Below are 24,956 nucleotides of genomic sequence, written 5' to 3' on the forward strand. Positions count from 1 at the left end.
CACCTTGCAGCCATGACGATCGACGAGGAGCACACCCGCCCCGAGGGCGTCGACGACCGCACGGTCGCCGCGCTCGGCAAGATCTCGGAGGCGCTCGAAGCGGTGGAGGTGGCCCGCGGGGCGCTCTACACCTTCCACCGGCTCAGCGGCACCGCCGACCTGACCCTGGGCGAGGGCGTCGACGAGCTCCGCGAGGCGGGGCACGGCGAGCTCGCCGACCGGCTGCAGACCGAGCTCGTCGGGCTCAACGTCCTCCGGGGACGCTGGACCTTCCAGGTCGTCGAGGAGTACGACGACGGGTACTACGCGACCTTCCGGCAGCTGGAGCGTGAGGCTCGTGAGCGCCTGGTCGGCGGGCGCCGGCACCTCTACGAGGCGGAGATGAAGGAGGACCGGCGCACCCACGGCCGGGACGGCCACGAGGCCGCTCCGCGGGAGGGTTCCTAGAGCCCGCGCAGCCAGTCGAGGACCGCGTCCACCTCGGCCACGGTCCCGACGCCGGCCGGAGCCGCTGCCCGTCGTACCACCACCACGGGGATGCCCAGCTCGGCCGTGGCCTCCATCTTGGGCCAGGTGAGCTCGCCGCCGGAGTCCTTGGTCACCAGGACGTCGCGATCGGCCATCAGCGCCCGCTCGCCCTCGAGCGTGTAGGGGCCGCGGGAGGTCAGCAGCTCCCAGGCCGGCGGGATGGCGACGTCCGGCGGGTCCACCACCCGCGCGAGGACCTCGTGGTCGTGCAGCGCCGGCACGAAACGTGCCAGCTCCTGGCGGCCGATCGTGAGGAACGGTCGACTACCGAGCTCACCTGCGACGGTCGCGGCCTGCTCGTGGGTGTCCACCCAGATCCAGGACGGCGTCGCCCGATCGGCCCAGCCAGGGCGCTCGAAGCGGAGCAGCGGGACGCCGGACGCGACGCAGGCCTGCGCGGCGTTGCGGCTCATGCCCTGGGCGAACGGGTGGGTCGCGTCCACCACCACGTCGAAGTCGGCGAGCACGGCCCGCAGTCCCTCGACACCGCCGAAGCCGCCGATCCGCACCTCGCCCACGGGCAACCGCGGCCGGGCCACCCGGCCGGCGAGGGAGGACACCACCGGGATGTCCGCGTCGACCAGACGGGCCGCGAGCTCACGCGCCTCGCCCGTTCCGCCGAGCAGCAGGACCCTCACCGGGTCAGCTCCAGCAGGGCGTCGAGGTCGAGGTGCTCCTCGACCAGGTCGCCGAGCAGGTCCAGACGTGCCGCCCGGGCCGCCGGGAAGGACGCACCGGAGACCACGTCGAGGGCGCCGGCGAGGTAGGCCGCACGGGTCCCGTCGTCCTCCAGGCTGCCGTGCACCATCGTCCCGGTCACCTTGCCCGCCACGGTCGAGCCGGTGACCCGGCCGTGATGGATCTCGTAGCCGGCGGGCTCGACCAGCGTGAGCTTCTTCTCGGACCCGAACCGGGTCGTGAGGTCGAGCAGTCCGAGTCCGTCGGCCGCAGCCCCGGGAGTTCCCTCGACGCCGTCGGGGTCCTCGATCCGTCGACCGAGCATCTGGCACCCACCGCAGATCCCCAGCACCGGCCGACCTGCCGCCGCATGACGGGTGATCGCCGCGTCGAGACCGCGCTCGCGCAGCCAGGCCAGGTCGGCGAGGGTCGCTCGAGAACCGGGCAGCACGATCAGGTCGGCGTCCGCGAGACGGCTCGCGTCGGAGACGAACTCGACGTCGAGACCCGGCTCCAGCCCCAGCGCGTCGACGTCGGTGAAGTTGCTGATCCGGGGCAACCGGACGACCGCGACCTTGCGGGTGCCCGCCGCCAGTGCGGTCCGGCGCCCGTCGAGGTCGAGCGCGTCCTCGGAGTCAAGCCAGAGATCCGGGTGCCAGGGAAGCACGCCGTACGTCGGCCGTCCGGTCCGCTGCTGCAGGTCGTCGAGCCCCGGGCGGAGCAGGTCCACGTCACCGCGGAACTTGTTGACGACGTACCCCTTGACCAGGGCCCGGTCGTCCTCGTCGAGCAGCATCAGCGTGCCGTAGGCCGCGGCGAACCAGCCGCCACGGTCGATGTCGCCGACCACGATCGTGGGGACCTCGCCGTGCCGGGCCAGCCCCATGTTCACGTAGTCGCTGGACCGCAGGTTGATCTCCGCGGGACTGCCGGCTCCCTCGGCGACGACCAGGTCGAAGCGCGAGCGCAGGTCGTCGAAGGCCGCGAACGCGGTCGCGGCCAGACGGGCCCGGCCGTCGTGCCAGTTGCGGGCCGAGACCTCGCCGTCGGGCTGGCCCATCCGCACCACGTGGCTGCGCCGGTCGCTGCCGGGCTTGAGCAGCACCGGGTTCATCGCGACCTCCGGTGTGACGCCGGCGGCCAGCGCCTGCACCCACTGCGCCCGCCCGATCTCGCCGGGCACGCCGTCGGGTCCGCGCACGACCATCGAGTTGTTCGACATGTTCTGCGCCTTGTACGGCGCCACCCGGATCCCGCGCCGCGCGAACGCCCGGCACAGTCCCGTCGTCACGATGCTCTTGCCCGCGTCGGAGGTCATGCCCGCGACGAGGAGGGCGCCGGTCATCCGCGCTTGCCCCGGAACAGGTGTCGCTGCAGGGACGCCGGCACCGGACCGCCCTCGCGCACCCACTCGACCACGGCGTCGGTCGCAGCGCCGGACAGCACTCCCCCGAGCCAGAAGTCCTTGGGTCGCCGGCCGTTGGGATTCCACGTGAAGTCCCGGACGAGTACGACGTTGGAGCGGTCGCACTCGTCGAGGCAGTCCACCACCCGCACCCGGACCCGCGGCCCGCGGCGACCGGCCGGGTCGTCCAGCGCCTCGATCTCGTCGCGCTGGGTCGAGTGGTCGACGTCGGGGTGCTTCTTCGTCGTCCCGCAGCAGCAGTCGCGACAGAGCAGGATGTCGCGCTCAGGCAGAGCCATCAGCAGGCCCCCGCAGCAGGACCGCGCAACAGGAACAGGTCCATCACCCAGCCGGCTTCGGCCTTCGCCGCTGCCCGGGCCTCCACGATCTCGCCGACCACGGACCCGACCGGTCCGGTGACCAGTCGCTCCCCCACGCCGCCGAGGTTCGCGCCCCACCAGATCGTCCAGTCCTCGAAGCCGTCGAGGTCCACCCCGCCGGTGAGCATCACGACCAGGTTGCGCTGTCCACCGGCGACGTCGTCGCGCAGGCGGCGGGCCGTGGTGACGTGCACCGGCTGCCCGACGTCGTGCAGCACGATGCCGTGCCGGGCGGCGAGCACCTGCGGGGCACTGATGCCGGGCAGGACGTCGATGTCGTCGGACAGCTCGCGCACGATCCGGATGGTTCCGTCGTACAACGACGGGTCGCCCCACACGAGGAATGCGCAGGTTCCGCCGCGGGCCTCGAGCACCTCGCGGTAGGCGGCGAGCCGGGCGGCGTACCAGTCCACGACCGCGCCTTCGTAGCCCGCCCGGTCCAGACCCGGCGAGCGATCCCGCTCGGGGTCGCGGACCACGACGAGCTCGACGCCGTGGGCGTCCGCCACTGCCTGACGTACGGCGAGGAGCGGGTCCTCCTCGCTCTTCTGGACGGCCAGCGCGTAGTCGCACCCGGCCAGTGCCGCGGCGACCTCCGGGGTGACGTGCTGGGGGCCCATGCCGAAGCCCAGGACCCTGACCCTCGCAGCAGACCGGCCGGACGGCACGGATCGCACGGACGGCACGGAGGCCTCAGGCACCGGCGGAGTCCTCGAGGTCACCCTCGACCTCGAGGTAGGCCGCCTGCAGCGCCGCGAGCACCTCGGGATCGGGCGACTCCCACAGGCCGCGGTCCTTGGCCTCGTGCAGCCGCTCGACGATGCTGCGCAGCGCCCAGGGGTTGGACGTGCGCAGGAACGCCTGGTTGGTCTCGTCGAGCACGTAGGACTTCGCCAGCGACTCGTACATCCAGTCGTGGACGACACCGGCGGTCGCGTCGAAGCCAAAGAGGTAGTCGACCGTCGCCGCCAGCTCGAAGGCGCCCTTGTAGCCGTGGCGCTGCATGGCACCGATCCAGCGCGGGTTGACCACACGGGCACGGAACACCCGGTTGGTCTCCTCCTGCAGCGTGCGCGTGCGCACCGCGTCCGGCGAGGTCGAGTCGCCGACGTACGCCTTCGGGTCGGAGCCGGTCAGCGCACGGATCGTGGCGACCATCCCGCCGTGGTACTGGAAGTAGTCGTCACTGTCGGCGATGTCGTGCTCGCGGGTGTCGATGTTCTTGGCCGCGATCTTGATCCGTCGGTAGTTGGCGCGCATGTCGTCTGCGGCGGGTACGCCGTCGAGGTCGCGGCCGTAGGCGAAGCCGCCCCAGGCGGTGTAGACCTCGGCGAGGTCGGCGTCGTCGCGCCAGGTGCCGGACTCGACGGCCTGGAGGATGCCGGCGCCGTACGACCCCGGCTTGGAGCCGAAGATCCGCGTCGTCGCCCGACGCTCGTCGCCGTGCTCGGCGACATCGGCCTGCGAGTGCGCGCGCACGAAGTTCTTCTCGAGCGGCTCGTCGAGCTCGGCGACCATCCGTACGGCGTCGTCGAGCATCGCCACCACGTGCGGGAACGCGTCCCGGAAGAAGCCGGAGATCCGCACCGTCACGTCGATGCGCGGACGACCGAGCTCCTCGAGCTCGATCACGGTCAGCGTGTGCACCCGCTTCGAGGCCTCGTCCCACTCGGGACGCACGCCGATCAGGGCCAGCACCTCGGCGATGTCGTCGCCGGAGGTGCGCATCGCGGAGGTGCCCCAGACCGACAGGCCCACCGACTCCGGATAGGTGCCCTCGTCGTCGAGGTAGCGCTGGATGAGCGAGTCGGCCATCGCCTGACCGGTCTGCCACGCCAGGCGCGAGGGGACCGCGCGCGGGTCGACGGTGTAGAAGTTGCGCCCGGTCGGGAGCACGTTGACCAGACCACGCAGCGGGGATCCCGAGGGACCCGCCGGGACGAAGCCGCCAGCCAGGGCATGCAGGGTGTGGTCGAGCTCGTCAGTGGTGCGTGCCAGACGCGGCACCACCTCGGTGGCAGCAAAGTCCAGCACCTGGCGGACCACCGGGTCGGCGTGCAGGTCCTCGACGCGCGCCGGGTCCCAGCCCGACTTCTCCATCGCCTCGATCAGCTCGCGGGCCTCGGCCTCGACCCGGTCGACCTCCGGGGTCGGGGCGTCGGGCACGAGACCGAGCGCGGACCGCAGGCCCGGGAGTGCGTGGGACTGACCGCCCCAGACCTGGGAGGCCCGCAGGATCGCGAGCACGAGGTTGACCCGCGCCTCGCCGTCGGGCGCCTGCCCGAGGATGTGCAGTCCGTCGCGGATCTGGACGTCCTTGATCTCGCACAGCCAGCCGTCGACGTGCAGCAGGAAGTCGTCGAAGTCGTCGTCCTCGGGACGCTCCTCCAGACCGAGGTCGCGGTGCAGCTCCGCGGCCCGCATCAGCGCCCAGATCTCGCCGCGGATGGCGGCCAGCTTGGCCGGGTCCATCGCCGAGATCTTGTCGTAGTCCTCCAGCAGGCCCTCGAGGCGCGCGATGTCGCCGTACGCCTCCGCGCGTGCCATCGGCGGGATCAGGTGGTCGATGATCGTCGCGTGGGCGCGGCGCTTGGCCTGCGCGCCCTCGCCGGGGTCGTTGACGAGGAACGGGTAGATCAGCGGCATGCTGCCGATCGCGGCGTCCGTGCCGCAGGACGCCGACAGTGCGGCGTTCTTGCCGGGCAGCCACTCCATCGAGCCGTGCTTGCCCAGGTGGACCACCGCGTGGGCGCCGAAGCCGTGCTGCACCCAGCGGTACGCCGCCAGGTAGTGGTGCGACGGCGCGAGGTCGGGGTCGTGGTAGATCGCGACGGGGTTCTCCCCGAAGCCGCGGGGCGGCTGGATCATCAGCACGATGTTGCCGGCGCGCAGCGTCGCCAGCACGATCTCGTTGTCGTCGTTGACGAAGAGGGTGCCGGGCGACTCGCCCCAGGCCTCGACCATGTCGCCGCGCAGGTCGGCCGGGATGTCCGCGGTCCACGCGTCGTAGTCGGCCTTGCTGATCCGGACGTGCGCGTCGCTGAGCTGGACCGAGGTCAGCCATTCCTCGTCCTGGCCACCGGCCGCGATCAGGGAGTGGATCAGCGTGTCGCCGGCCACGGTGTCGTCCTCGAGGTCGAGGACCCCGAAGCCGTCGCCGACGTCGTAGCCCGCGTCGCGCAGGCGGCGCAGCATCCGCACGGCCGACACCGGGGTGTCGAGGCCGACGGCGTTGCCGATGCGGGAGTGCTTGGTCGGGTAGGCGCTGAGCATCAGCGCGATCTTCTTGTCCGCGTTGGGGACCGAGCGCAGCCGGGCGTAGTTGACCGCGAGGCCGGCCACCCGGGCGCTGCGCTCCGCGTCGGCGACGTACGACGGCAGGCCGGCCGGGTCGAGCTCCTTGAACGAGAACGGCACGGTGCTGATCCGCCCGTCGAACTCGGGGATCGCCACCTGGTTGGCGTAGTCGATGGGTGTGACGCCCTCGTCGGACGCCTCCCAGTCCGCACGGCTGCTGGTGAGGCACAGGCCCTGCAGGACGGGGATGTCGAGGGCGGCGATGCGCTCCACGTCCCACGTCTCGTCCTCGCCACCGGCGCTGACCGCGGCGGGTGTGCTGCCTCCGGCAGCGAGCACCGTGACGACGAGGGCGTCGAGATCGCCCAGCGCCACGAAGAGGTCGTCCGGCGCCGCGCGCAGCGACCCGGCGTAGATCGGCACACCGACGGCGTCACCAGTGGCGTCGATGGCGTCGCAGAGGGCGTGGACGAACGAGGTGTTCCCGCTCGCCTGGTGCGCCCGGTAGAACAGCACGCCGACGCGCGATGCCCCGGGGTCCGCCTGGGCCGGCCGCTCGAGGATCCCCCACGCGGGGATCACCTCCGGCGGCTCGAAGCCCTCGCCGGTCAACAGCACCGTGTCGGAGAGGAAGCGGTGGAGCTGCTCGAGGTTGCGGGGACCGCCCTCGGCCAGGTAGCGGTGCGCCTCGGCAGCGAGGCCGACCGGGACGGTCGACATCTCCATCAGCTCGGCGCTCGGCGTCTGCTCGCCGCCGAGCACGACCATGGGCTTCCCGGTCGCGCGGATCCGCTCGAAGCCGGTGCACAGGTCCTGGGGGCCGCCGAGGATGCGTGCGACCACGAGGTCGGCTGCCTCGATCGCGGCCGCCATGTCGGTGTGCCCGGGACGGCCGGGGTTGGCCCAGGTGTAGTCGGCGCCGCTCGACCGTGCGGAGAGCAGGTCGGTGTCGGACGTGGAGAGCAGTGCGATGCGCATGGCGCGATTCCTCCTGGGGGTTCTCGCCCCTCATCGGCGGTGCGTCCGTGAGCAGTGTCTGGCTCTCCGGCCCGATCTGCGTGGCCCGGATCACAGTGGCGGAACCGCCCCGGTCTCACACCGGGTTCCTGCACGACGGACCTGTGGGGAGTCAGCCTACGGTGGTGCCATGCAGGCTCAGGCGAGTGGTCTCCAGGTCTCGGTGCACGGACACCCCAATGCCGACACCCTCTTGCTCTGGCACCCAGCGATCCAGACCGATCCCGACGGCGTCGCCGCTCTCGCGAGCCGCATCGCCGGTCGGAGCAACGTGCGCGTCGTCCTGCCCGTCTGGGCCGCCGCGACGGCCGCGCAGGACCTCCTGCGCTCGGTCCGCTACGCCCGGGAGTCATCGGTGCACCGGCCCGACGGCCTCTCCGTGGTGGGGTACGCCGACGCCGGCATCGCCGCGCTGAGCCTGGCCCAGAACCAGCGACGCCTGGGCATCGGCCTGGTCCGTGCGACCTGTGTCGACGGCCGCCCCGGCTTGGGCGACCCGATCAGTGGCCAGCTCCTCGGCGACCCCGCGTCGGCCCCGGTGGAGACCGCGATCGACGTGATCGAGGGCAGTGACGAGGCCGCAGCGAGCTGGGCCCGCGCCACGGTCGAGGCGTGGCGCGGCGCCGGCTGGGACGCGAACCTCGTCCCGAACGATCAGTTCACCTGGCGGGTCAGTCCGTCCCAGTAGGGCGCCCGCAGCTTGAACTTCTGCAGCTTGCCGGTGGCGGTGCGGGCGAGCTCGTCGCGGAACTCGACCGACGTCGGGGACTTGTAGCCCGCCAGTCGGTCCTTGCACCAGCGGATCAGCTCCGCCTCCATCTCAGGGCCGGCGGTCGCCTCACCGGTCAGCACGACGAGTGCCTTGATCGTCTCGCCCCACTTCTCGCTGGGCACGCCGATCACGGCCACCTCGGCCACGGCGGGGTGCGAGAACAGGGTGTCCTCGACCTCGATCGAGGTGACGTTCTCGCCCCCGGTGATGATCACGTCCTTCTTGCGGTCCGCGATCGTGAGATAGCCGTCCTCGCCGACGAAGCCGCCGTCGCCGGTGTGGAACCAGCCCTCGGCCAAGGCGGTGGCGCTCTCCTCGGGCTGCTCCCAGTAGCCCTCGAGCACGACGTTGGAGCGGGCCAGCACCTCGCCGGCGCCCTCCTCCGACTCGTCGATGCGCAGCCTGACGCCGATCGCCGGCGCGCCCGCGCGGGTCAGCCTGGCCGCCCGTTCCTCGGCCGGCAGGTCGTCCCACTCGGCGCGGGTGCGGTTGAAGGTGAGGAGCGGTGAGGTCTCGGTGAGGCCGTAGATCTGGATGAACTCCCAGCCCAGCTCCTCCTGGACCCGGATCACCGTCTTCGTGGGCGGCGGAGCACCGGCCATGATGATCCGCACCTTGTCCCGACCGGGGATCTCGCCCTCCCAGCTCTGGGCCGCCTCGAGCACCGCAGCGGCGACGGCCGGCGCGGCACACATCACGGTGACACCGTGGTCGCGCACCCGCCGCAGGATCTCGGCCCCGTCGACCTTGCGGAGCACGACGTGCTGCGCGCCCATCCCGGTCATCGCGAACGGCATCCCCCACCCGTTGGCGTGGAACATCGGCAGCGTGTGCAGGTAGACGTCGCGGTCGCTGATCTGCGCGTGCAGCCCGAAGGTCACGGCGTTCGTCCAGATGTTGCGGTGCGTGATCTGCACGCCCTTGGGGCGCGCGGTCGTGCCCGAGGTGTAGTTGATCGTGGCGGTCGCCGCCTCGTCGTACTCCCAGGGGCGGGGCTCGACACCCTCGGGGGCGTAGAGCACGGAGTCGTCGCCGATCACGAACTTCTGCTCGCAGCTCACCCCGGCGAGGGACTCCTCCAGCTCCGGGTCGACGTACAGGACGCGGGCGCCGGAGTGCTCGACGATGTACTGCACCTCGTCCGGGCTGAGTCGGAAGTTCACGGGCACCAGCACCCGTCCCCAGCCGCTGACGCCGAAGAACGACGTGAGCAGGCGGCTGCTGTTGTGGCTGACGACCGCGACCCGGTCCCCGACGCCGATCCCGAGCTCGTCCAGCTTCGCCGCCTGACGACGGGCCAGCGCACCCATCTCGGCGTAGGTGAGCTCGCCCTGGGTCGGGGCGGGCTGGGTGGGCTCGTCCACGACACCCACCCGCTCGCCGTACACGGTGACGGCGCGGTCGAGGAAGTCGTTGACGCTGAACGGCACGAACACGGCAGTCCTCCTGGAAGCCTCGGGTGATGTGCACCACCCTAGAGCCGGACCGGCTGCCGCAAACCCCTCGAAAGGAGGGCGGCCGCTCGATGAGAGTCCTCTCATCGACCTCTCACCCCCCACCCATCGTCGGGCAGGATGATCCGGGTCATGGGTCCGCTCTGGAAGACGTTGCTGCCGTTCGGCCTGCTGCTGGCCGCTGTCGGCTTCATCGTCGGCGCCGTCGTCGCGAGCGGTACGGGGGAGCCGCCCGCGCGGCGCCCCGTCGACATGAGCGTCGTGCCGGGGTCGGGGACTCCCTCGACGCAGGTCTCGCCGACGCCCTCCCCCACCGCCCCGGCCAACCGCCCCAGCCGGACGCCGAGCGCGGAGGTGCCCGTGGTCACGCCCCGGCCGGGCGGAGCCGGACGCGACGACGATGACGACGACCGGGACGACCGGGACGATGACGACGACCGGGACGAGCGCGACGACGATGACGACTGAGCGGTCCCGCCCCGGGCTCTCGGTCCGGATCCGGATCACCGCCGCCGTCGCCCTGCTCGTCTCGATCGCGCTGGCCGGAGCCGGCGTGATCGTCCACTGGGTCGAGAGCGGCGCCATCGTCGAGGACACCCAGCGCGAGGTCGAGCAGGAGCTCGACGAGTTCGTCGCCCTCCAGCGCTCCGGCGACTTCACCTCCATCCCCGATCTCCTCGAGGGCTTCCTCGAGCGCAACGTCCCCGACGACGACGAGCTCCTGGTCGGCTGGGTGGAGGACGGGCCGGCCTTCCAGTTCCCCCGCGACCCGCTCGTCGAGGACGCAGAGTTCCAGGAGGCGGCCGCGACGCTCGTCGCCTCCGGAGGTACGACGTACCTCGACACCGCCGGCGGCGAGGTCCGGATCACGGCCCAGCCGGTCCGCCGCGACACGGAGTCCGGTGCGCTGCTGGTCGTCACCTACCTCGCCGAGGACCGCGACGAGCTGCTGCGCACCATGCGGACCTACGCCCTGGTCGCGCTCCTGTCCGCCGTGCTGGTGACCGGGACGGCAGCGTGGCTCTCCGGGCGCCTGCTGCGCCCGCTGCGCACGCTGCGGGTCGCCGCCGACGGCATCGGGGCCACCGACCTCGGACGCCGTCTGCCGGCGACCGGGAACGACGACATCACCGCCCTCACCCACACCATCAACGGCATGCTCGACCGCCTGGAGCAGGCCTTCGCCGGCCAGCGGGAGTTCCTCGACGACGCCGGCCACGAGCTGCGGACACCGCTCACCGTCCTGCGCGGCCACCTCGAGCTGCTCGACGTCGCCAGCCCCTCCGAGGTCGCCGAGACCCGCGCTCTGCTGCTCGACGAGGTCGACCGGATGGCCCGGCTGGTCGGCGACCTGATCCTGCTCGCCAAGAGCGACCGACCCGACTTCCTCACCCTCGACGACGTCGACCCGTCCGACCTCCTCACCACGGCCATCGGCAAGGCCCGCGGACTGGGCGAGCGTCAGTGGGCGCTCGAGCTGCCTGCCCCCGATGCCGTCGACGGGCTGCCACCGAGCGTGGTGATGGACGGACAGCGGATGACCCAGGCCCTGCTCGCCCTCGCCGACAACGCCGTCAAGCACACCGGCACCGGCGACCGGATCGCGTTCGGTGCGGCCCTCCACGGCCCGCTGCTGCGCTGCTGGGTCCACGACGACGGCGCCGGGGTCGCCCCCGCGGACCAGGAGCGGATCTTCGGCCGCTTCGGTCGCGCCGCAGTCCCGCCCGGCGACGAGGGCTTCGGACTGGGTCTGTCCATCGTCGGCGCCATCGCGCACGCCCATGGAGGCACGGCGTACGTCGACCCGCACACCCGCGCCGGCGCCCGCTTCGTGCTCGACGTACCCGCCGTCCTGACCGCCGCCGAACCCACCCACGACGGAAGGCTGTAGCGATGGCCCGGATCCTGATCGTCGAGGACGAGCAGCGCATCGCCTCGTTCCTCGCCAAGGGCCTGCGCGCCGAAGGCCACCAGACCACGGTCGCGGCCGACGGCCGGACCGGCCTGGACCATGCGCTCAGCGGCGAGTTCGACCTGCTGGTGCTCGACATCGGACTGCCCGTCCTGGACGGGTTCGCGCTCCTGGACCAGCTGCGCTCCCAGGGCTCCCGGATGCCCGTCATCGTGCTCACCGCCCGGGACTCGGTGGCCGACACCGTCAGCGCGCTGGAGGGCGGCGCGGACGACTACATGCCCAAGCCGTTCCGGTTCGCCGAGCTGAACGCCCGCGTCAAGCTCCGCCTGCGCCAGCTCTCCGGCTCCGGGGACGCAGGTCCCGTGGGCAGCCTCGAGGCCGGCGGCGTGCACCTGGACCTGCGCACCCGCCGCGCCACCGTCTCCGGCCGGGAGGTCGAGCTCTCCGCCCGGGAGTTCGCCCTGGCCGAGATCTTCCTGCGCAACGCCGGACAGGTCCTCTCCCGCGAACAGCTCCTCGACCACGTCTGGGGCCTCGACTTCGACCCCGGCTCCAATGTCGTCGACGTCTACGTCGGCTACCTGCGCCGCAAGATCGGCGCCGGCGCCATCTCCACCGTGCGCGGGATGGGCTACCGGCTCGACCGCTGACCCCGCCCTCCCGCCGAGTTGTCGGCGAGTCGGGAGGAGGGGGAGGTCAGCCCTTCCAGTTGAGGGTCGGGGCCGGCAGTGCCGCCAGCTCCGGCTCGAGCGCCTCGGCCACCTCGCGCGGGAGCGGGCGGTCGGCCGGGTCGGGCTCGAGCATCGCGTGCACCAGCTTCGACACGGCGGAGGGGACGTCCTCGGGCAGCTCGGCCGGGGCGTCACGCAGCTGCGGGAACCGGGCGACGGGCTCGCGCGCGTCGGGGTCCCCCGCCGCGAACGGTCGGCGCCCCCCGATGGCGTGGAACAGCGTCGCACCCAGGCCCCAGACGTCGCTGGCGTAGCCGGGGACGCCGAACGGGCCCGGCGAGGCCTGCTCGGGTGCCATGTAGGCGTCGGTACCGATCAGGCCGTCGATCTCGGCCGCCCGCTCGGCCTGACGGGCGACGGACAGGTCGATCAGCCGGGCCGGGGAGCCCATGATCACATTGCTGGGCTTGATGTCGAGGTGGCACACGTCGGCGTGCCTGAAGAAGTGCAGAGCCGAGGCGATGTCGACCGCGAGCGGGAGGTACTGCTGCGGAGAGAGCCGCCCGTGCCTCCGGATCAACCGGGACAGGCTGGGACCCTCCACGTGCTCGAGCACCAGGTGCGGGCGGGGGCCGGCGTCGTCGTACCTCAGCCCGCGTACGACGACCGGGTGGTGCGCCACGTCCAGTGCCGTCGCCTCGCGCACCATGCCACGGACCGTGTGCTCGTCGTCGGCCTCGTCGGGGCGCACGACCTTCACCACGACCGGGCCGAGGGTGATCTCGTCGAACGCCAGCCACGCCTCGTAGGCGGACCCACCCCCGAGCGACCGGATCGCGGTCAGCTCGGGGGCGATCGCGTCACCCTCGGCGAAGCCCCAGGTGGACAGCTCCCTGTCCTGCTCGTTCACCCGGTCACCGGCGGGTGTTGTTGCGGCTGCGGTCGTTGGTGCGGTTGGCCGACCAGTCCCGCGCCTTCTTGCCGGGGCCGTCGGTCGTCCAGTCGCGGACCTTGCGACCCGAGCGGCTGTCGTCGCGGCCGCTGCGGGCGCCCGTGCGCGAACGGTCGGCGCGCGTGTTGCGCGAGACACGCGAGCGGGTGTTGGTCGCACGCGTGTTGGTGTCACGCGTGTTGGTCGCCGCGGCGCGGGCCTTGACGGACCCCGTCACGACCACCTTGTTGTCGGCCAGGTCGTCGTCCAGGTCGTCGTCCAGGTCGTCGTCCTCGGTGACCAGGACGATGTCGGGGGTGTCCTCCTCGCGCTTCACGGCCAGGTCCTGCGTGCCGGCGTCGGACGGCCAGGCAAGCAGGCTGACCGTCAGACCGGACGCCACCAGGCCGACCAGACCGGTTGCCGCGACGACCACGGGCTTCTTCTTCATGACTTCTCCTCCATCGGTGCGGACGTCGACTCCTGTCGACACCGAGGACTCTCCCGAGCGCGCGTGAGGCCACCATGAACCGAGGATGAGAGCCCCCTCATCCACTACCGTGCCGACCATGTACGTCGAGCTGGTCAGCGATCGTCTCCACCACCGCCTCCGTCGCGTCCTGATCGCCTGGCTGGCGAGTATCGCGACGTGCGGCTACCTGTTCCCCTGGGCCGTGGCCACCACCCGTGGGAAGGCCGACGCCGACGCGATCGGCTTCCTCAACCTCGCGCTGGGCTGGACCGTCGTGGGCTGGCTCCTCGCCCTGGCCCTGGCCTGTCGCCGCCACGGCATCGCCGGGCTGCGGGTCACCGGACCGGACTGAGCGAGCACGCAGGCCACCGGCACAGGAGGCCGGAGCAGGAACAGGTGGGCGCAGAGGGGATCGAACCCCCGACCACTTCGTTGTAAGCGAAGGGCTCTACCGCTGAGCTATACGCCCCAGAAGCCGGGTCAGCCTAGCGGAGCGGTCACCGACGGCTCCAAACCGCCGCGGTGGCGGGGCCACGTCGACCCGAGAGCTGGGCGTGCCCAAAAAAGGTCGAACCGCCAGCGTCTCGGGTCGCCAGCGGTTCAACAACTCGAACTCTACCGTCCGTCCTGCGTCCATCCAACCGTCGGCGTCGAATTCCCCGGAAAATGACACGAACGGACTAGGCAGACCGGCCGAGAGAACTATCGATCTGCGGCATCCCGCAGTGCGGTGAGCAGGTCGTCGAGGTCGCGGGCGGCGTGCTTGGGGTGGTGGACCGCCCAGGTGACGCGCCCCTCCTTGTCGATGACGTACGACGATCGTTCGGGGCACCCGGCACGCTCGTCGAGGACGCCGTAGGCCCGGGTGACCTCGCCGTGCGGCCAGAAGTCGCTGAGCAGCGCGAAGTTGAGCCCGTCGGTGTCGCTGAACGCGCGCAGCGCGTAGACGGGGTCGCAGGAGATGGCGAGCACCTCGGTGTCGAAGGTGAGGAACTCGTCGAGCCGGGACCGGATCACGCCCATCTCACCGGTGCAGACACCGCTGAAGGCGTACGGGTAGAAGACCAGCGCGACCGATTTGGTCCCGCGGTACGACGACAGCGAGGTGTCCTGGCCGAACTGGTCGCGCAGGGTGAAGTCGGGAGCCATGGCGCCGACCGCGATACCGGTCGCGACGCCGGGAGGCCCGACCACGTCGGGCCTCATTGCGAGGACTCGTGCGACGCGAGCTCGCGCTTGAGGACCTTGCCCGTCGCGTTGCGGGGCAGCTCGTCGAGGAAGATGATCTCGCGCGGCACCTTGAACCGTGCGAGGTTGGTCTTGACCAGCTCCTTGATCTCGTCCGCCGTGACGGGCTCGCCGTCGGGCACGCGCACCACGAACGCCTTGAGGCGCTTGCCGAAGTCGTCGTCGTCGACACCGATGGCGGCGACCTCCGCGACCCGCTCGTGGGTGGCGATGCAGTCCTCGACCTCCTTGGGGAAGACGTTCTCGCCACCGGAGACGATCATCTCGTCGTCGCGGCCCTCGACGTACAACCGACCTTCGGCGTCGAAGCGACCGACATCACCGGAGGACATCAGCCCGTCGATCATCTCCTTGCCGCCGCCGCCGGTGTAGCCCTCGATCTGGAGGCTGTTGCCCACGAAGATGCGACCGGACTGCCCCGTCGGGACCTCGCGGCCGTCGGCGTCGAGGATCCGCACCACGGTCTGGTGGGGCAGCCGGCCGGCGCAGCCGGGGGCCTCGCGCAGGTCGCGCGGCGCGGCGATGGAGGCCCAGGCGACCTCGGTCGAACCGTAGATCGAGTAGAGGTTCTCGCCGTAGCGGTCCATCCACTGCGTCGGCAGGTCTCCGGGCAGGGCGGAGCCGGAGGACGCAACTGCCTTGAGGTGCGGCAGCGGATAGCGGTCGAGCGTCTCCTCGGGGAGCGCCAGGATCCGCTGGAGCATGACGGGGATGACCGCGAACGAGTCGCAGTCCTCGTCGCGCAGGATGCGCAGCGCGTCCTCGGGGTCGAACTTGCGGGTCAGCACGAGCGTGGTGCCGAGCATCATCGCGAGCTGGTAGTGCGCGAAGCCCCAGGTGTGGAAAAGCGGTGCCGCGACGTGGCACTTCCAGCCACTGCGCAGAGGCATCCGGGAGAGCAGCGAGATCGCGGCCGGCAGGCCGCCCTGGGGACGCGGGGCGCCCTTCGGCGTCCCGGTGGTGCCGGACGTCAGGATGATCGTGCGGCCCTTCTGGCTGGGCGGCGCGAGGTCGGCGGTGCGCCCGGCGGCCACCTGCGCGGCGATGATGCCCTCGATGCTGTCGGGGCCGGCCTCACCGTCGGTCCAGCCGAGCACCCGGTCGGCGATGTCGGCGCTCGCGAGCAGTGCGCTGAACTCCTCGTCGTGGACGACGACGCGGGGCTTCTCGCGCTCGAGGACGTCGACCAGCTGCGGACCGGCGAAGGCGGTGTTCAGGTAGAGCACGTCGGCGCCGAGCTTGCTGATCGCGATCGAGGCCTCGATGAAGCCACGGTGGTTGCGGCACATGACGGCGACGCCGTCGCCCGCCTTGACGCCCCGGGCACGCAGCCCGATGGCCAGTGCGTTGGTCCGCGCCTGCAGCTCACCGAAGGTGAGCGAGCCGCGCTCGTCGATGAGCGCCGTGTGGTGCGGCGTGCGCAGCGCGATCGTCTTGAAGCCGCCTGCCGGCGTGGTGCTCCAGCGACGCAGCGCATTGACCATCCCACCGAGGACCACGGGCGAGTACGGCCGGACGATGCCGGACTCGGTCAAGATCTTCAGACTGGTTCCGGCGTCCTTGACGCGCGAGCCGATCATTCCCATGGCCCTAGGTTAGGACCCCGCTGCCCCGATGGGGTGACACCCTGTCTCAGGTGATCGACTTCGGGGCGACCAGTCGGGTCGCTGCCCAGTCCTTGCTGACGCTCGCAGCGGTGGTCTGCGCCAGTCCTGCGTCGGGCGCGGCCTCGGCGATGTCGGCGGCGTCGACGGCGCCGGGACGGCCGATCTTGGGCGTCAGGAGCCAGATCACGCCACCACCGACGAGGTCGGTGAGGGAGTCGACGAGTCCGTCGACGAGGTCGCCGTCGTCGGCGCGCCACCACAACAGGACAGCGTCGACCACGTTGCCGTAGTCGCCGTCGACCAGGTCGCCGTCGATGGCGTCCTCGAGGGCTACGCGCAGGCCGTCGTCAGTGTCGCTGTCCCAGCCGAGTTCCTGGACCACCATCCCTGGCGTGAGGCCCATCCGCTCGGCGGGTCCGGTCGGGGTGGTGCCGCCAGGGGCGGTCGAAGTCACGGTGGAATCCTCCAGTTTTTCGGGTACGACGAAGCCCGCCCAGTGCGGGGCTACCCCCTAGTCCAGCGGAGTGAGGCCTCGCGGCGCAACCCTCGGGCGTCCTTCGGGTGTCGCTCCGACACGGATCGGGCCTCGATCGGGCGCCGATCGGGCCCCGTTCGGGCGTCGCGAAGCACCCCGGACGGCACTCCAGAAGGCACCCCTCACCTCACTGCGCCGGGACCGGTCCTCGGGCTACTGCTGGGTAGATTCCCCCCTCTGGCCCGCGGTGCGAAGATGGGTCTCGTGACCTCCGACACCCCTGATGCCACAGCCTCTGGCCCCACCCCGGCCTCCCGCCCCGCCTCCGTCATCCACGAGGGCCTTCCCACGCAGCTGCCGGACATCGATCCGGACGAGACCCAGGACTGGATCGACTCGTTCACCGCCCTGGTCGACGAGCGTGGGCGCGAGCGAGCCAGGTACGTCATGCTGCGGCTTCTCGAGAGTGCACGCCAGAAGCAGGTCGGCGTGCCGGCCCTGCGCAGCACCGACTACATCAACACGATCCCGCCGGAGCGCGAGCCGTGGTTCCCCGGCGACGAGGACGTCGAGCGACGCATCCGCGCCTTCATCCGCTGGAACGCCGCGGTGATGGTGTCGAGCGCCAACCGCAAGGGGCTCGAGGTCGGCGGACACATCGCGACCTACCAGTCGAGCGCGAGCCTGTACGAGGTCGGCTTCAACCACTTCTTCCGCGGCAAGGACCACCCCGGCGGCGGCGACCAGCTCTTCATCCAGGGCCACGCCTCCCCCGGCATCTACGCGCGCGCCTTCCTCGAGGGCCGCCTGAGCGAGCAGCAGCTGTTCCGCTTCCGCCAGGAGGTCCAGCACGGCAAGGGCGCCGGCCTGCCGTCGTACCCGCACCCCCGGCTGATGCCGGAGTTCTGGGAGTTCCCGACGGTCTCGATGGGCCTGACCGGCATCAACTCCATCTACCAGGCCAGGTTCAACCGCTACCTCCACAACCGGGGGCTCAAGGACACCGCCGACCAGCACGTCTGGGCCTTCCTCGGCGACGGCGAGATGGCCGAGCCCGAGTCGCTGGGCGCGATCCGCATCGCTGCCCGCGAGGAGCTCGACAACCTCACCTGGGTGATCAACTGCAACCTGCAGCAGCTCGACGGACCGGTCACCGGCAACGGCAAGATCATCCAGGAGCTCGAGGCCAACTTCCGTGGAGCCGGCTGGAACGTCATCAAGGTCGTCTGGGGCCGCGAGTGGGACGCCCTGCTCGCCCGCGACGTCGACGGCGTGCTCGTGAACCAGATGAACTCCACCCCCGACGGCGCGTTCCAGACCTTCTCGGTCGAGAGCGGCGCCTACAACCGCGAGCACTTCTTCGGGCCCGACCCGCGCCTGCGGGCGATGGTCGAGCACATGAGTGACCGGCGGATCGAGAAGCTGCCGCGCGGCGGCCACGACTACCGCAAGGTGTACGCCGCCTTCGACGCCGCGACCAAGCAGGTCGGTCAGCCGACCGTGATCCTGGCGCACACCGTCAAGGGCTGGACGATCGACGCCCTCGAGGGCAAGAACGCCACGCACCAGATGAAGAAGCTCACCAAGGACGACCTCAAGAAGTTCCGCGACCGGCTCTACCTGCCGATCAGCGACCGCGACCTCGAGAGCGCCTACGAGGCGACCGGCACCGCGCCGTTCTTCCACCCGGGCGCGGACTCTCCCGAGATCGAGTACATGATGGAGCGCCGCAACCAGCTCGGCGGCTCGGTGCCCCGGCGCAAGGACCGCTCGACCATGCTCACCCTCCCGGGCGACTCGACCTACGCCGAGCTCCGCAAGGGCGCCGGCAACCACAAGGTCGCCACGACCATGGCCGCGGTCCGGTTGCTCAAGGACTGGATGAAGGACCCGGGCATCGGCAAGCGGATCGTCCCGATCGCTCCCGACGAGTACCGCACCTTCGGCATGGACGCGATGTTCCCCTCGGCGAAGGTCTACGACCCGGCGGGCCAGACCTTCGAGTCCGTCGACCGCAACATGCTGCTCCAGTACAAGATGTCGGCGCAGGGCCAGATGCTGCACGAAGGCATCTCCGAGGCCGGTGCGATGGCCTCGGCGACCGCAGCCGGCTCGGCGTACGCCACCCACGGCGAGCCGATGATCCCGTTCTACATCTTCTACTCGATGTTCGGCTTCCAGCGCACCGGTGACTCGATCTGGGCGATGGCCGACCAGCTGGCACGCGGCTTCCTGATCGGTGCCACCGCAGGTCGTACGACGCTCACCGGCGAGGGCCTGCAGCACGCGGACGGGCACTCCCCGCTGCTCGCCGCCACGAACCCTGCGGTCGTGCACTACGACCCGGCGTTCAGCTACGAGGTCGCGCACATCATGCGCTCCGGCCTGGAGCGGATGTACGGCTCCAGCGAGTCCCACCCCCGCGGCGAGGACGTCATCTACTACATGACGGTCTACAACGAGCCCGTCGCCCAGCCGGCTGAGCCGGCCGACCTCGACGTGGCCGCCCTGCTCAAGGGGATGTACCGCGTGTCGGCTCCGGCCGCCGGTGCCGAGGGCCCCCAGGTGCGCCTGCTCGCCTCAGGTGTCGGCTTCCCGTGGATCCACGAGGCCGCGCAGATCCTGGCCGACGACTGGGGCGTCCACGCGGAGACCTGGTCGGTGACCTCGTGGAACGAGCTCGCCCGCGACGGTGTCGCCACGGGCAAGTGGAACCTCCTCCACCCCGACGAGAACCACCGCACGGCATTCGTCACCGAGGCGCTCGGCGAGGGCCAGGCCCCCGTCATCGCCGTCTCGGACTACATGACGGCCGTGCCGATGCAGATCTCGCAGTGGGTGCCGGCGGACTACCGCGTGCTCGGTGCGGACGGTTTCGGCTTCGCCGACACCCGGCCCGCCGCGCGCCGGTTCTTCCAGGTCGACGCCCAGTCAGTCGTCGTCCAGGCACTCGCCGCCCTCGCCGACTCCGGCGAGATCGACCCGGGCCGGGTCAAGGAAGCCCTCGAGAAGTACCGCATCGACGACCCGACCGCCGTCGCCGGCGTGAAGCAGGAGGGCGGCGACGCCTGACGCCGCCCCACCGTTGGTCGAGGAGGTCGCCCGCGACCGTCTCGAGACCGCTGGAACCGGTGCCGGAACCCTCCCACGAGGCTCCCGGCCCCGGCCCACCGTTGGTCGAGGAGGTCGCCCGCGACCGTCTCGAGACCGCTGGAACCGGTGCCCACCGTTGGTCGAGGAGGTCGCCCGCGACCGTCTCGAGACCGCTGGAACCGGTGCCGGAACCCTCCCACGAGGCTTCCGGCCCCCGTGCCGACGTCGTCGCTACCCGTCCCTCGCGCCGGCCGCGCCGCGCACGACCTCCCACGACTGCTCGATCCACTCGCTCGGCGGCGTCCCGTTGAGCACGTGGTCCCCGACGATCGTCTGGCGGTAGATCGCCGGGTTGTGCGAGGCGATGGTCCGCGCGTTGCGCCAGTGCCGGTCCAGCCGGAAGCGCTCGGTGACGGCCGAGGACCCGCCGACCTCGAAGAGCTCGCTCACCAGTGCCAGCACGGTCTCGATGACCGAGGTCTGCGCCGTGAAGGTCGCCAGGTCCGCGGCGTCGAAGACCTCCGTCGGCGCCGAGCCCGCGACCTGGGCAAGATGGGCCACCTCCACCGCCTCGGCCGCCGCGATGGTGGTGGCGACGGCGGCGAAGGACCGGCCGTGGATGCGACCCACCACCTGCTGGACCTGCGGGTCCGTCTCCGGCGCGGGGTAGGCCGGGTTCGCGAAGTTGCGTCCCCGTTGGCGCACGAAGGCGACCGTGTCGTCGACGGCCGCGCGGCCGATCCCGGCCAGCGTCGCAAGATGGACGAGCTGGAAGAACGCCAGCAGGTAGGTCCCCGTGAAGGCCCCGTTGGGGCTGATCTCGACGTCCTCGAGCTGGATCGGCACGTCCTCGAAGATGGTCGTGCCACTGCCGGTGAGGCGTTGGCCGAAACCGTCCCAGTCGTCGATCCGCTGGACCCCGGGAGCGCTCGTCGGCACGAGCACGGTTGCACTGTTCGCCTCGTCGACGGTCGCGGTCGTGTGGATCCAGTCGGCGAACAGGCTGCCGGTCGAGTAGAACTTCCGGCCTGACAACAGCCAGCCGTTCCCGTCCCGGCGAATGGTCGTGGCGTTCTGCCAGAACGAGCTGTTCCCCTGCTCGGACTGGGCATTCCCGACGAGTACGCCGGCAGCGACCCGACGCAGCCAGCGCTCCCGAACGTCCGGATCGGTGTGCGTGAGCCGGGTCTCGACGAACCCGGCGTGCCCCCGCAGCAGCTGCGGCAGGTTCGAGTCCGCACGCGCGAGCTCGACCAGCTGACGGAAGTACTGCGGCAACGTGGCGCCCAGGCCGCCGTGCTCCACCGGCACCCGGATCTTGCCGAAGCCGGCCTCGCGCAACCACTCGACCTGCTCGAAGGGCAGCTCACGGTCGGACTCGCGCTCGGCCGCACCCTCGGCGATCTTCGCGAACACTGGAGCGAAGCGCTCGGTGAGCTCGGCGTCGGTCGTGCCCTGCCCGCTCATCGGGCGACCTCCAGTCGGGGCAGCGCGGTCAGCAGCTGCTGCGTGTACGGGTGCCGCGGTCGGTCGAAGACCTCGTCGGCACCGCCGGACTCGACGACCTCGCCGTCCTTCATCACCAGGATCCGGTCGCACATGTGGTGGATGACGCCCAGGTCGTGGGAGATGAAGAGGTAGGTGACACCGAGCTCGTCCTGCAGGTCGGTGAGGAGGTCGAGCACCTGCGCCTGCACGGACACGTCGAGCGCGGAGACCGGCTCGTCACAGACGATCAGCTCCGGCTCGGGAGCGAGCGCCCGGGCGATCGCGACCCGCTGCCGCTGTCCCCCCGAGAGCCGCAACGGAGCGGACGTCAGGTGTCCGTGGCCGAGCCCGACCTGTTCGAGCAGCTCCAGCGAGCGCCGCCGTGCCTCGGTCGCGTTCGCCGGCGGCCGAGGTCCCCGGGACAGGGCGTCGGCGAGGATCCGGTCGACGCTCCAGCGCGGGTCGAAGCTGCTCAGCGGGTCCTGGTAGACCACCCCGATCCGGCTCCGCGCAGGCCGCCGCTGCCGCAGGCCCAGGGCCGACCAGGGCTCTCCGCGCAACAGCACCTCGCCACTGGTGGGCGGCGTCAGTGCCAGTGCGATCCGGGCAGTCGTGGTCTTGCCGGATCCCGACTCTCCGACGATCCCGAGGGTCTCCCCCGAGAACACCTCGAAGGACACGTCGCGCACGACCTCGCGGTCCTTGCCGTCGGGGCCGCGGAACGCCTTGACGAGATGACGCGCCTCGATGAGGGGCCGACCCCGGTCGACCGGGCGTCGCGAGCGAACCGTCTTCTCCTCGCCGTCCGCCGGCCGCACGAGGTGCGTGCCACGAGTGTGCTCGGAGGGTACGGCGTCCAGCAGGGCCTTCGTGTACGCGTGCTGGGGGTTCCGGAGGATGTCCTCGACCGGTCCGTGCTCGACGATCTCGCCGCCCTTCATCACTGCGACGTCGTCGGCGAGCCGGGCGACGACGGCCAGGTCGTGGCTGATCAGGATGATCGAGGTGCCCCGCGACTTGGAGGCGGCGAGCAGGTCCAGGACCTGGGCGCCGACCGTGACGTCGAGGGCCGTGGTCGGCTCGTCGGCGATGACGAGCGGAGGGTCGAGTGCGATCGCGGACGCGATCAACGCGCGCTGGCGCAGTCCGCCGGACAGCTCGTACGGGCGCTGTGCTGCACGGACCTCGGGCTCGGGCACGCCGACGGACTCGAGCAGCTCGATCGCCTTCGCCGCGCGGGCACGACGATCGCCGACCCCGTGGACGGCCAGCGGCTCGGCGACCTCGTGCCCGACCTTGCGGAGCTGGTCGAGGGACACGAGTGCGTCCTGCAGGACGAAGCCGACCTCCTTGCCGCGGATCCGGCGCCACTGGCGCTCGCCGAGGCCGGACAGGTCCCGGTCCCCGAGCTCGAGGCGGTCGACGGAGACCTCCGACCCCGCGCCGGTGAGGCCCACCACCGTGCGCGCGGTGACGCTCTTGCCCGAGCCCGACTCCCCCACGATCGCCAGGCACCTCCCGGCGTACGCCGTGAACGAGATGCCCTTGACCACCTCGGTCCCTGCGAACGACACCCGGAGTCCCTCGACGTGGAGGAGCGGCACTGGCGGCGGTGCTGCTCCGGCCGCCCCGGGCTCGGCCGGAGCAGCGGTGGCTGCCGTCGCGGCAGTCACCGCCACCGCCCCATCGGTGTCGTTGCGGTCGTCGACGATGCTCATCGTCCGGCTCCTTCCAGTCGGCGCTGCAGGGTCCGGCCCAGGGTCGTGACGGAGACCGCGAAGACCACGATCACCAGCCCCGGCAGGATCTCCAGCCACCACGAGGTGGTGATGTAGAGGCGCCCCGCGTCGAGCAGGGCACCCCACTCGGGATTGGGTGGCGCGATGCCGAGGCCGAGGAACGCCAGGCTGGAGGCCCAGACGATCGACTGACCGACACCGAGGGTGACCACTGCGACCAGCGGGCGCATCGCGTTCGGGAACAGGTGGCGCCGGATGACGGTCCACCGTCCGTGGCCGAGTGCGGCGGCAGCCTCGATGTAGCCCGCCTGGCGCACGTTGAGCACCTGACCGCGGACCATCCGGGCATAGCCCGGAGCCGAGCCGATCCCGACCGCGATGACCTGGGTGGTCGCCGACGGACCGAAGATCGCGATCAGCAGGAGCGCGAGCAGGAGGGCCGGGAAGGCGAAGGCCACCTCGAGCACCCTGGTGATCAGGGTGTCGACGATGCCGCCGGCCAGCGCGGCCGCGAAGCCGAGCACGATCGCGATCGACATCGCCAGTGCGGTGGCTCCCAGGCCGATGCCCAGCGAGAGCCGTGCCCCGTGGATCACCCGGGTGAGCAGGTCGCGGCCCACTTCGTCGGTCCCGAACGGGTGGCTCCACGAGGGCGCGGCGAGCGCGCTCGGGAAGTCGATCGCCGTGGGGCTGCGGTCGGTCAGCACCCCTGGCGCGACCGCAGCCACCACGACGAGACCCACGAAGCCGAGCGCGAGAACCGTGCTCGGTCGGGCTCTGAGGGCCGTCAGACGCGCGAGTCCGACGACGGGCAGGCGCAGCGAGGGCGCGAGGGCACTCATGCGGTGGCCAGACGCGAGTGCGAGCGCAGCCGGGGGTCGACCACGGCGTACGAGATGTCGACGAGCACGTTGGCCACGACGTACACGCCGGCGACGACGAGCACGATGCCCGACACGGTCGGCACGTCGCGGGTGTTGACCGCAGTGACGAGCACCTGGCCGATGCCGGGCCGCCCGTAGATGTTCTCGGCGATCACTGCACCCGAGACGAGCGCACCGAGCGCCCATCCCGACAGCGTGATGCCCGGCAGCACCGCGTGCCGCAGGCCGTGGCGCAGTCGCACGGCGGTGTCCCCCATGCCACGGGTGCGGGCGGTGGTCACGAACGGCTGGTCGAGCACCTTGTCGAACTCGTCGCGGGTGACCTGCCCCAGGAAGCCCGCCAGCGGGATGGCGAGGGTGAGGACCGGCAGGACCGTCCCCCACGCCCCGCTCCCCCCGATGACCGGGAAGATCGGCACCTTGACCGCGAGGACGACGAGCAGCACCACGCCCACCCAGTACGTCGGCAGGCTGGCGGCGAAGGTCTCCCACCCCGACCCGAGCCCGGTGACGAACCGGCCTCGCTTGACGGTCAGGAGGGTCACCCCGATGGCCAGCGCCCACGCGACGACCAGCGCCGACGCGGTGAGCACCAGGCTCGGGACGATCTGGGCACCGATCACCGAGTTGACCGACTGGTACTGCGTGTACGACGTGCCCAGATCTCCCCGGAACAGGCCCCCGACGTAGTGCAGGTACTGCACCACCAGAGGGTTGTCGAACCCGAACTTCTCGTTGACGGGCCCCAGCTCGGAGGCGGTCCACTCCTGCTCGCGTCCGTTCTGGAGGTTGAGGATCGTGGTCGCACGATCACCCGGCACCATCAGCTGGGCGAAGAAGGTCACCGACGCAGCGGCGATGAGGACGGCCACCACGCTGAGCAGCCGGAAGGCGAGCTTCAT

The 24,956-nt window shown here is 71.3% G+C and carries 22 protein-coding genes, 1 tRNA gene and 1 riboswitch; of the genes, 7 read left to right on the top strand and 16 right to left on the bottom strand.

Features of this window, described 5'->3' with window-relative positions:
* Positions 1-12 precede the first annotated feature (12 nt).
* On the top strand, positions 13-447 hold the full coding sequence (locus tag ASE01_RS22550) for a hypothetical protein (protein ID WP_056758281.1): 435 nt from the start codon (positions 13-15) through the stop codon (positions 445-447).
* On the opposite strand, the gene ASE01_RS22555 is transcribed toward ASE01_RS22550, so the two are convergent.
* From ASE01_RS22555 to cobN, 5 genes are read right to left on the bottom strand one after another with little or no spacing between them, the layout of a single operon-like run.
* The gene (locus ASE01_RS22555) at positions 444-1,166 is read right to left on the bottom strand and encodes a cobalt-precorrin-6A reductase (RefSeq protein WP_056758059.1); all 723 of its coding nucleotides are present in this window, start codon (positions 1,164-1,166) and stop codon (positions 444-446) included. The genes ASE01_RS22550 and ASE01_RS22555 overlap by 4 nt on opposite strands.
* Positions 1,163-2,551 (bottom strand): cobyric acid synthase, encoded by a 1,389-nt coding sequence (locus ASE01_RS22560; protein WP_056758061.1) that lies wholly within the window; start codon positions 2,549-2,551, stop codon positions 1,163-1,165. Before ASE01_RS22560 ends, ASE01_RS22555 begins: the two co-directional genes overlap by 4 nt.
* A complete protein-coding gene (locus tag ASE01_RS22565; RefSeq protein WP_056758065.1) occupies positions 2,548-2,910 on the bottom strand; it encodes a hypothetical protein in 363 nt (120 codons plus the stop codon). The genes ASE01_RS22560 and ASE01_RS22565 overlap by 4 nt, the downstream gene beginning before the upstream one ends.
* Entirely contained in the window at positions 2,910-3,692 is a 783-nt protein-coding gene (locus ASE01_RS22570; RefSeq protein WP_235536167.1) for an SAM-dependent methyltransferase, read from the bottom strand. Before ASE01_RS22570 ends, ASE01_RS22565 begins: the two co-directional genes overlap by 1 nt.
* Positions 3,685-7,266, bottom strand: coding sequence for a cobaltochelatase subunit CobN (gene cobN / locus ASE01_RS22575; RefSeq protein ID WP_056758068.1), 3,582 nt, complete (start codon positions 7,264-7,266; stop codon positions 3,685-3,687). The genes ASE01_RS22570 and cobN overlap by 8 nt, the downstream gene beginning before the upstream one ends.
* A gap of 31 nt (positions 7,267-7,297) precedes the next feature.
* A riboswitch (cobalamin riboswitch) is annotated at positions 7,298-7,442 on the bottom strand.
* Between cobN and ASE01_RS22580 the strand changes: the two genes are divergently transcribed.
* On the top strand, positions 7,436-7,993 hold the full coding sequence (locus ASE01_RS22580) for a hypothetical protein (RefSeq protein WP_056758070.1): 558 nt from the start codon (positions 7,436-7,438) through the stop codon (positions 7,991-7,993). It overlaps the preceding riboswitch by 7 nt.
* Here the strand turns inward: ASE01_RS22580 and ASE01_RS22585 are convergent.
* Complete coding sequence (locus ASE01_RS22585) at positions 7,960-9,513, bottom strand: AMP-binding protein (protein ID WP_056758073.1); 1,554 nt, start codon at positions 9,511-9,513, stop codon at positions 7,960-7,962. The two genes, ASE01_RS22580 and ASE01_RS22585, sit on opposite strands and share 34 nt — an antisense overlap.
* A gap of 150 nt (positions 9,514-9,663) precedes the next feature.
* Here ASE01_RS22585 and ASE01_RS22590 point away from each other — a divergent pair, with 150 nt between their 5' ends.
* From ASE01_RS22590 to ASE01_RS22600, 3 genes are read left to right on the top strand one after another with little or no spacing between them, the layout of a single operon-like run.
* Positions 9,664-9,999, top strand: coding sequence for a hypothetical protein (locus tag ASE01_RS22590; protein ID WP_056758076.1), 336 nt, complete (start codon positions 9,664-9,666; stop codon positions 9,997-9,999).
* Entirely contained in the window at positions 9,989-11,422 is a 1,434-nt protein-coding gene (locus tag ASE01_RS22595; RefSeq protein WP_235536168.1) for a sensor histidine kinase, read from the top strand. Before ASE01_RS22590 ends, ASE01_RS22595 begins: the two co-directional genes overlap by 11 nt.
* Positions 11,423-11,424: 2 nt before the next feature.
* Positions 11,425-12,096 (top strand): response regulator transcription factor, encoded by a 672-nt coding sequence (locus ASE01_RS22600; RefSeq protein WP_056758083.1) that lies wholly within the window; start codon positions 11,425-11,427, stop codon positions 12,094-12,096.
* Between the two features lie 46 nt (positions 12,097-12,142).
* On the opposite strand, the gene ASE01_RS22605 is transcribed toward ASE01_RS22600, so the two are convergent.
* Together ASE01_RS22605 and ASE01_RS22610 are read right to left on the bottom strand one after the other, a co-directional pair.
* A complete protein-coding gene (locus tag ASE01_RS22605; RefSeq protein ID WP_235536169.1) occupies positions 12,143-13,027 on the bottom strand; it encodes a serine/threonine-protein kinase in 885 nt (294 codons plus the stop codon).
* Positions 13,028-13,031: 4 nt separating this feature from the next.
* Positions 13,032-13,499: a hypothetical protein gene (locus ASE01_RS22610; protein WP_056758086.1), complete on the bottom strand. Its 468-nt coding sequence runs from the start codon at positions 13,497-13,499 to the stop codon at positions 13,032-13,034.
* A gap of 118 nt (positions 13,500-13,617) precedes the next feature.
* Between ASE01_RS22610 and ASE01_RS22615 the strand changes: the two genes are divergently transcribed.
* Positions 13,618-13,872 carry a superinfection immunity protein gene (locus ASE01_RS22615; protein WP_056758089.1) on the top strand — a complete coding sequence of 85 codons (255 nt, stop codon included), beginning with the start codon at positions 13,618-13,620 and terminating at the stop codon, positions 13,870-13,872.
* 45 nt (positions 13,873-13,917) lie between these two features.
* On the opposite strand, the gene ASE01_RS22620 is transcribed toward ASE01_RS22615, so the two are convergent.
* The 4 genes from ASE01_RS22620 to ASE01_RS22635 all read right to left on the bottom strand — a co-directional run bounded on the left by ASE01_RS22620 (position 13,918) and on the right by ASE01_RS22635 (position 16,778).
* Positions 13,918-13,989 (bottom strand) — tRNA-Val (locus tag ASE01_RS22620).
* Positions 13,990-14,222: 233 nt separating this feature from the next.
* Complete coding sequence (locus ASE01_RS22625; RefSeq protein ID WP_321164158.1) at positions 14,223-14,714, bottom strand: peroxiredoxin; 492 nt, start codon at positions 14,712-14,714, stop codon at positions 14,223-14,225.
* A gap of 8 nt (positions 14,715-14,722) precedes the next feature.
* A complete protein-coding gene (locus ASE01_RS22630) occupies positions 14,723-16,354 on the bottom strand; it encodes an AMP-binding protein (protein WP_157537727.1) in 1,632 nt (543 codons plus the stop codon).
* Positions 16,355-16,400: 46 nt separating this feature from the next.
* Positions 16,401-16,778, bottom strand: a complete 378-nt coding sequence (locus tag ASE01_RS22635; protein WP_056758292.1) for a DUF3052 domain-containing protein — start codon at positions 16,776-16,778, stop codon at positions 16,401-16,403.
* A 336-nt stretch (positions 16,779-17,114) separates the two neighbouring features.
* On the opposite strand from ASE01_RS22635, the gene aceE reads away from it, so the two are divergent.
* Positions 17,115-19,922, top strand: a complete 2,808-nt coding sequence (gene aceE, locus ASE01_RS22640; RefSeq protein ID WP_414858544.1) for a pyruvate dehydrogenase (acetyl-transferring), homodimeric type — start codon at positions 17,115-17,117, stop codon at positions 19,920-19,922.
* Between the two features lie 252 nt (positions 19,923-20,174).
* On the opposite strand, the gene ASE01_RS22645 is transcribed toward aceE, so the two are convergent.
* From ASE01_RS22645 to ASE01_RS22660, 4 genes are read right to left on the bottom strand one after another with little or no spacing between them, the layout of a single operon-like run.
* Complete coding sequence (locus ASE01_RS22645) at positions 20,175-21,410, bottom strand: acyl-CoA dehydrogenase family protein (protein ID WP_056758098.1); 1,236 nt, start codon at positions 21,408-21,410, stop codon at positions 20,175-20,177.
* On the bottom strand, positions 21,407-23,149 hold the full coding sequence (locus tag ASE01_RS22650) for a dipeptide ABC transporter ATP-binding protein (RefSeq protein WP_082606324.1): 1,743 nt from the start codon (positions 23,147-23,149) through the stop codon (positions 21,407-21,409). The genes ASE01_RS22645 and ASE01_RS22650 overlap by 4 nt, the downstream gene beginning before the upstream one ends.
* Positions 23,146-24,012: an ABC transporter permease gene (locus ASE01_RS22655; RefSeq protein WP_056758101.1), complete on the bottom strand. Its 867-nt coding sequence runs from the start codon at positions 24,010-24,012 to the stop codon at positions 23,146-23,148. The genes ASE01_RS22650 and ASE01_RS22655 overlap by 4 nt, the downstream gene beginning before the upstream one ends.
* Positions 24,009-24,956, bottom strand: a complete 948-nt coding sequence (locus ASE01_RS22660) for an ABC transporter permease (RefSeq protein WP_056758104.1) — start codon at positions 24,954-24,956, stop codon at positions 24,009-24,011. Before ASE01_RS22660 ends, ASE01_RS22655 begins: the two co-directional genes overlap by 4 nt.

It is taken from the genome of Nocardioides sp. Root190 (assembly GCF_001428565.1).
Lineage (GTDB): Bacteria > Actinomycetota > Actinomycetes > Propionibacteriales > Nocardioidaceae > Nocardioides.

What these genes read in the sequence shown, in the direction of transcription:
- ASE01_RS22550 (WP_056758281.1), top strand. Translation starts at nt 13, where the DNA reads ATGACGATCGACGAGGAGCACACCCGCCCCGAGGGCGTCGACGACCGC.
- ASE01_RS22560 (WP_056758061.1), bottom strand. Translation starts at nt 2,551, where the DNA reads ATGACCGGCGCCCTCCTCGTCGCGGGCATGACCTCCGACGCGGGCAAG.
- ASE01_RS22565 (WP_056758065.1), bottom strand. Translation starts at nt 2,910, where the DNA reads ATGGCTCTGCCTGAGCGCGACATCCTGCTCTGTCGCGACTGCTGCTGC.
- cobN (WP_056758068.1), bottom strand. Translation starts at nt 7,266, where the DNA reads ATGCGCATCGCACTGCTCTCCACGTCCGACACCGACCTGCTCTCCGCA.
- ASE01_RS22580 (WP_056758070.1), top strand. Translation starts at nt 7,436, where the DNA reads ATGCAGGCTCAGGCGAGTGGTCTCCAGGTCTCGGTGCACGGACACCCC.
- ASE01_RS22590 (WP_056758076.1), top strand. Translation starts at nt 9,664, where the DNA reads ATGGGTCCGCTCTGGAAGACGTTGCTGCCGTTCGGCCTGCTGCTGGCC.
- ASE01_RS22595 (WP_235536168.1), top strand. Translation starts at nt 9,989, where the DNA reads ATGACGACTGAGCGGTCCCGCCCCGGGCTCTCGGTCCGGATCCGGATC.
- ASE01_RS22600 (WP_056758083.1), top strand. Translation starts at nt 11,425, where the DNA reads ATGGCCCGGATCCTGATCGTCGAGGACGAGCAGCGCATCGCCTCGTTC.
- ASE01_RS22610 (WP_056758086.1), bottom strand. Translation starts at nt 13,499, where the DNA reads ATGAAGAAGAAGCCCGTGGTCGTCGCGGCAACCGGTCTGGTCGGCCTG.
- ASE01_RS22615 (WP_056758089.1), top strand. Translation starts at nt 13,618, where the DNA reads ATGTACGTCGAGCTGGTCAGCGATCGTCTCCACCACCGCCTCCGTCGC.
- ASE01_RS22630 (WP_157537727.1), bottom strand. Translation starts at nt 16,354, where the DNA reads ATGGGAATGATCGGCTCGCGCGTCAAGGACGCCGGAACCAGTCTGAAG.
- ASE01_RS22635 (WP_056758292.1), bottom strand. Translation starts at nt 16,778, where the DNA reads ATGGGCCTCACGCCAGGGATGGTGGTCCAGGAACTCGGCTGGGACAGC.
- ASE01_RS22645 (WP_056758098.1), bottom strand. Translation starts at nt 21,410, where the DNA reads ATGAGCGGGCAGGGCACGACCGACGCCGAGCTCACCGAGCGCTTCGCT.
- ASE01_RS22650 (WP_082606324.1), bottom strand. Translation starts at nt 23,149, where the DNA reads ATGAGCATCGTCGACGACCGCAACGACACCGATGGGGCGGTGGCGGTG.
- ASE01_RS22655 (WP_056758101.1), bottom strand. Translation starts at nt 24,012, where the DNA reads ATGAGTGCCCTCGCGCCCTCGCTGCGCCTGCCCGTCGTCGGACTCGCG.
- ASE01_RS22660 (WP_056758104.1), bottom strand. Translation starts at nt 24,956, where the DNA reads ATGAAGCTCGCCTTCCGGCTGCTCAGCGTGGTGGCCGTCCTCATCGCC.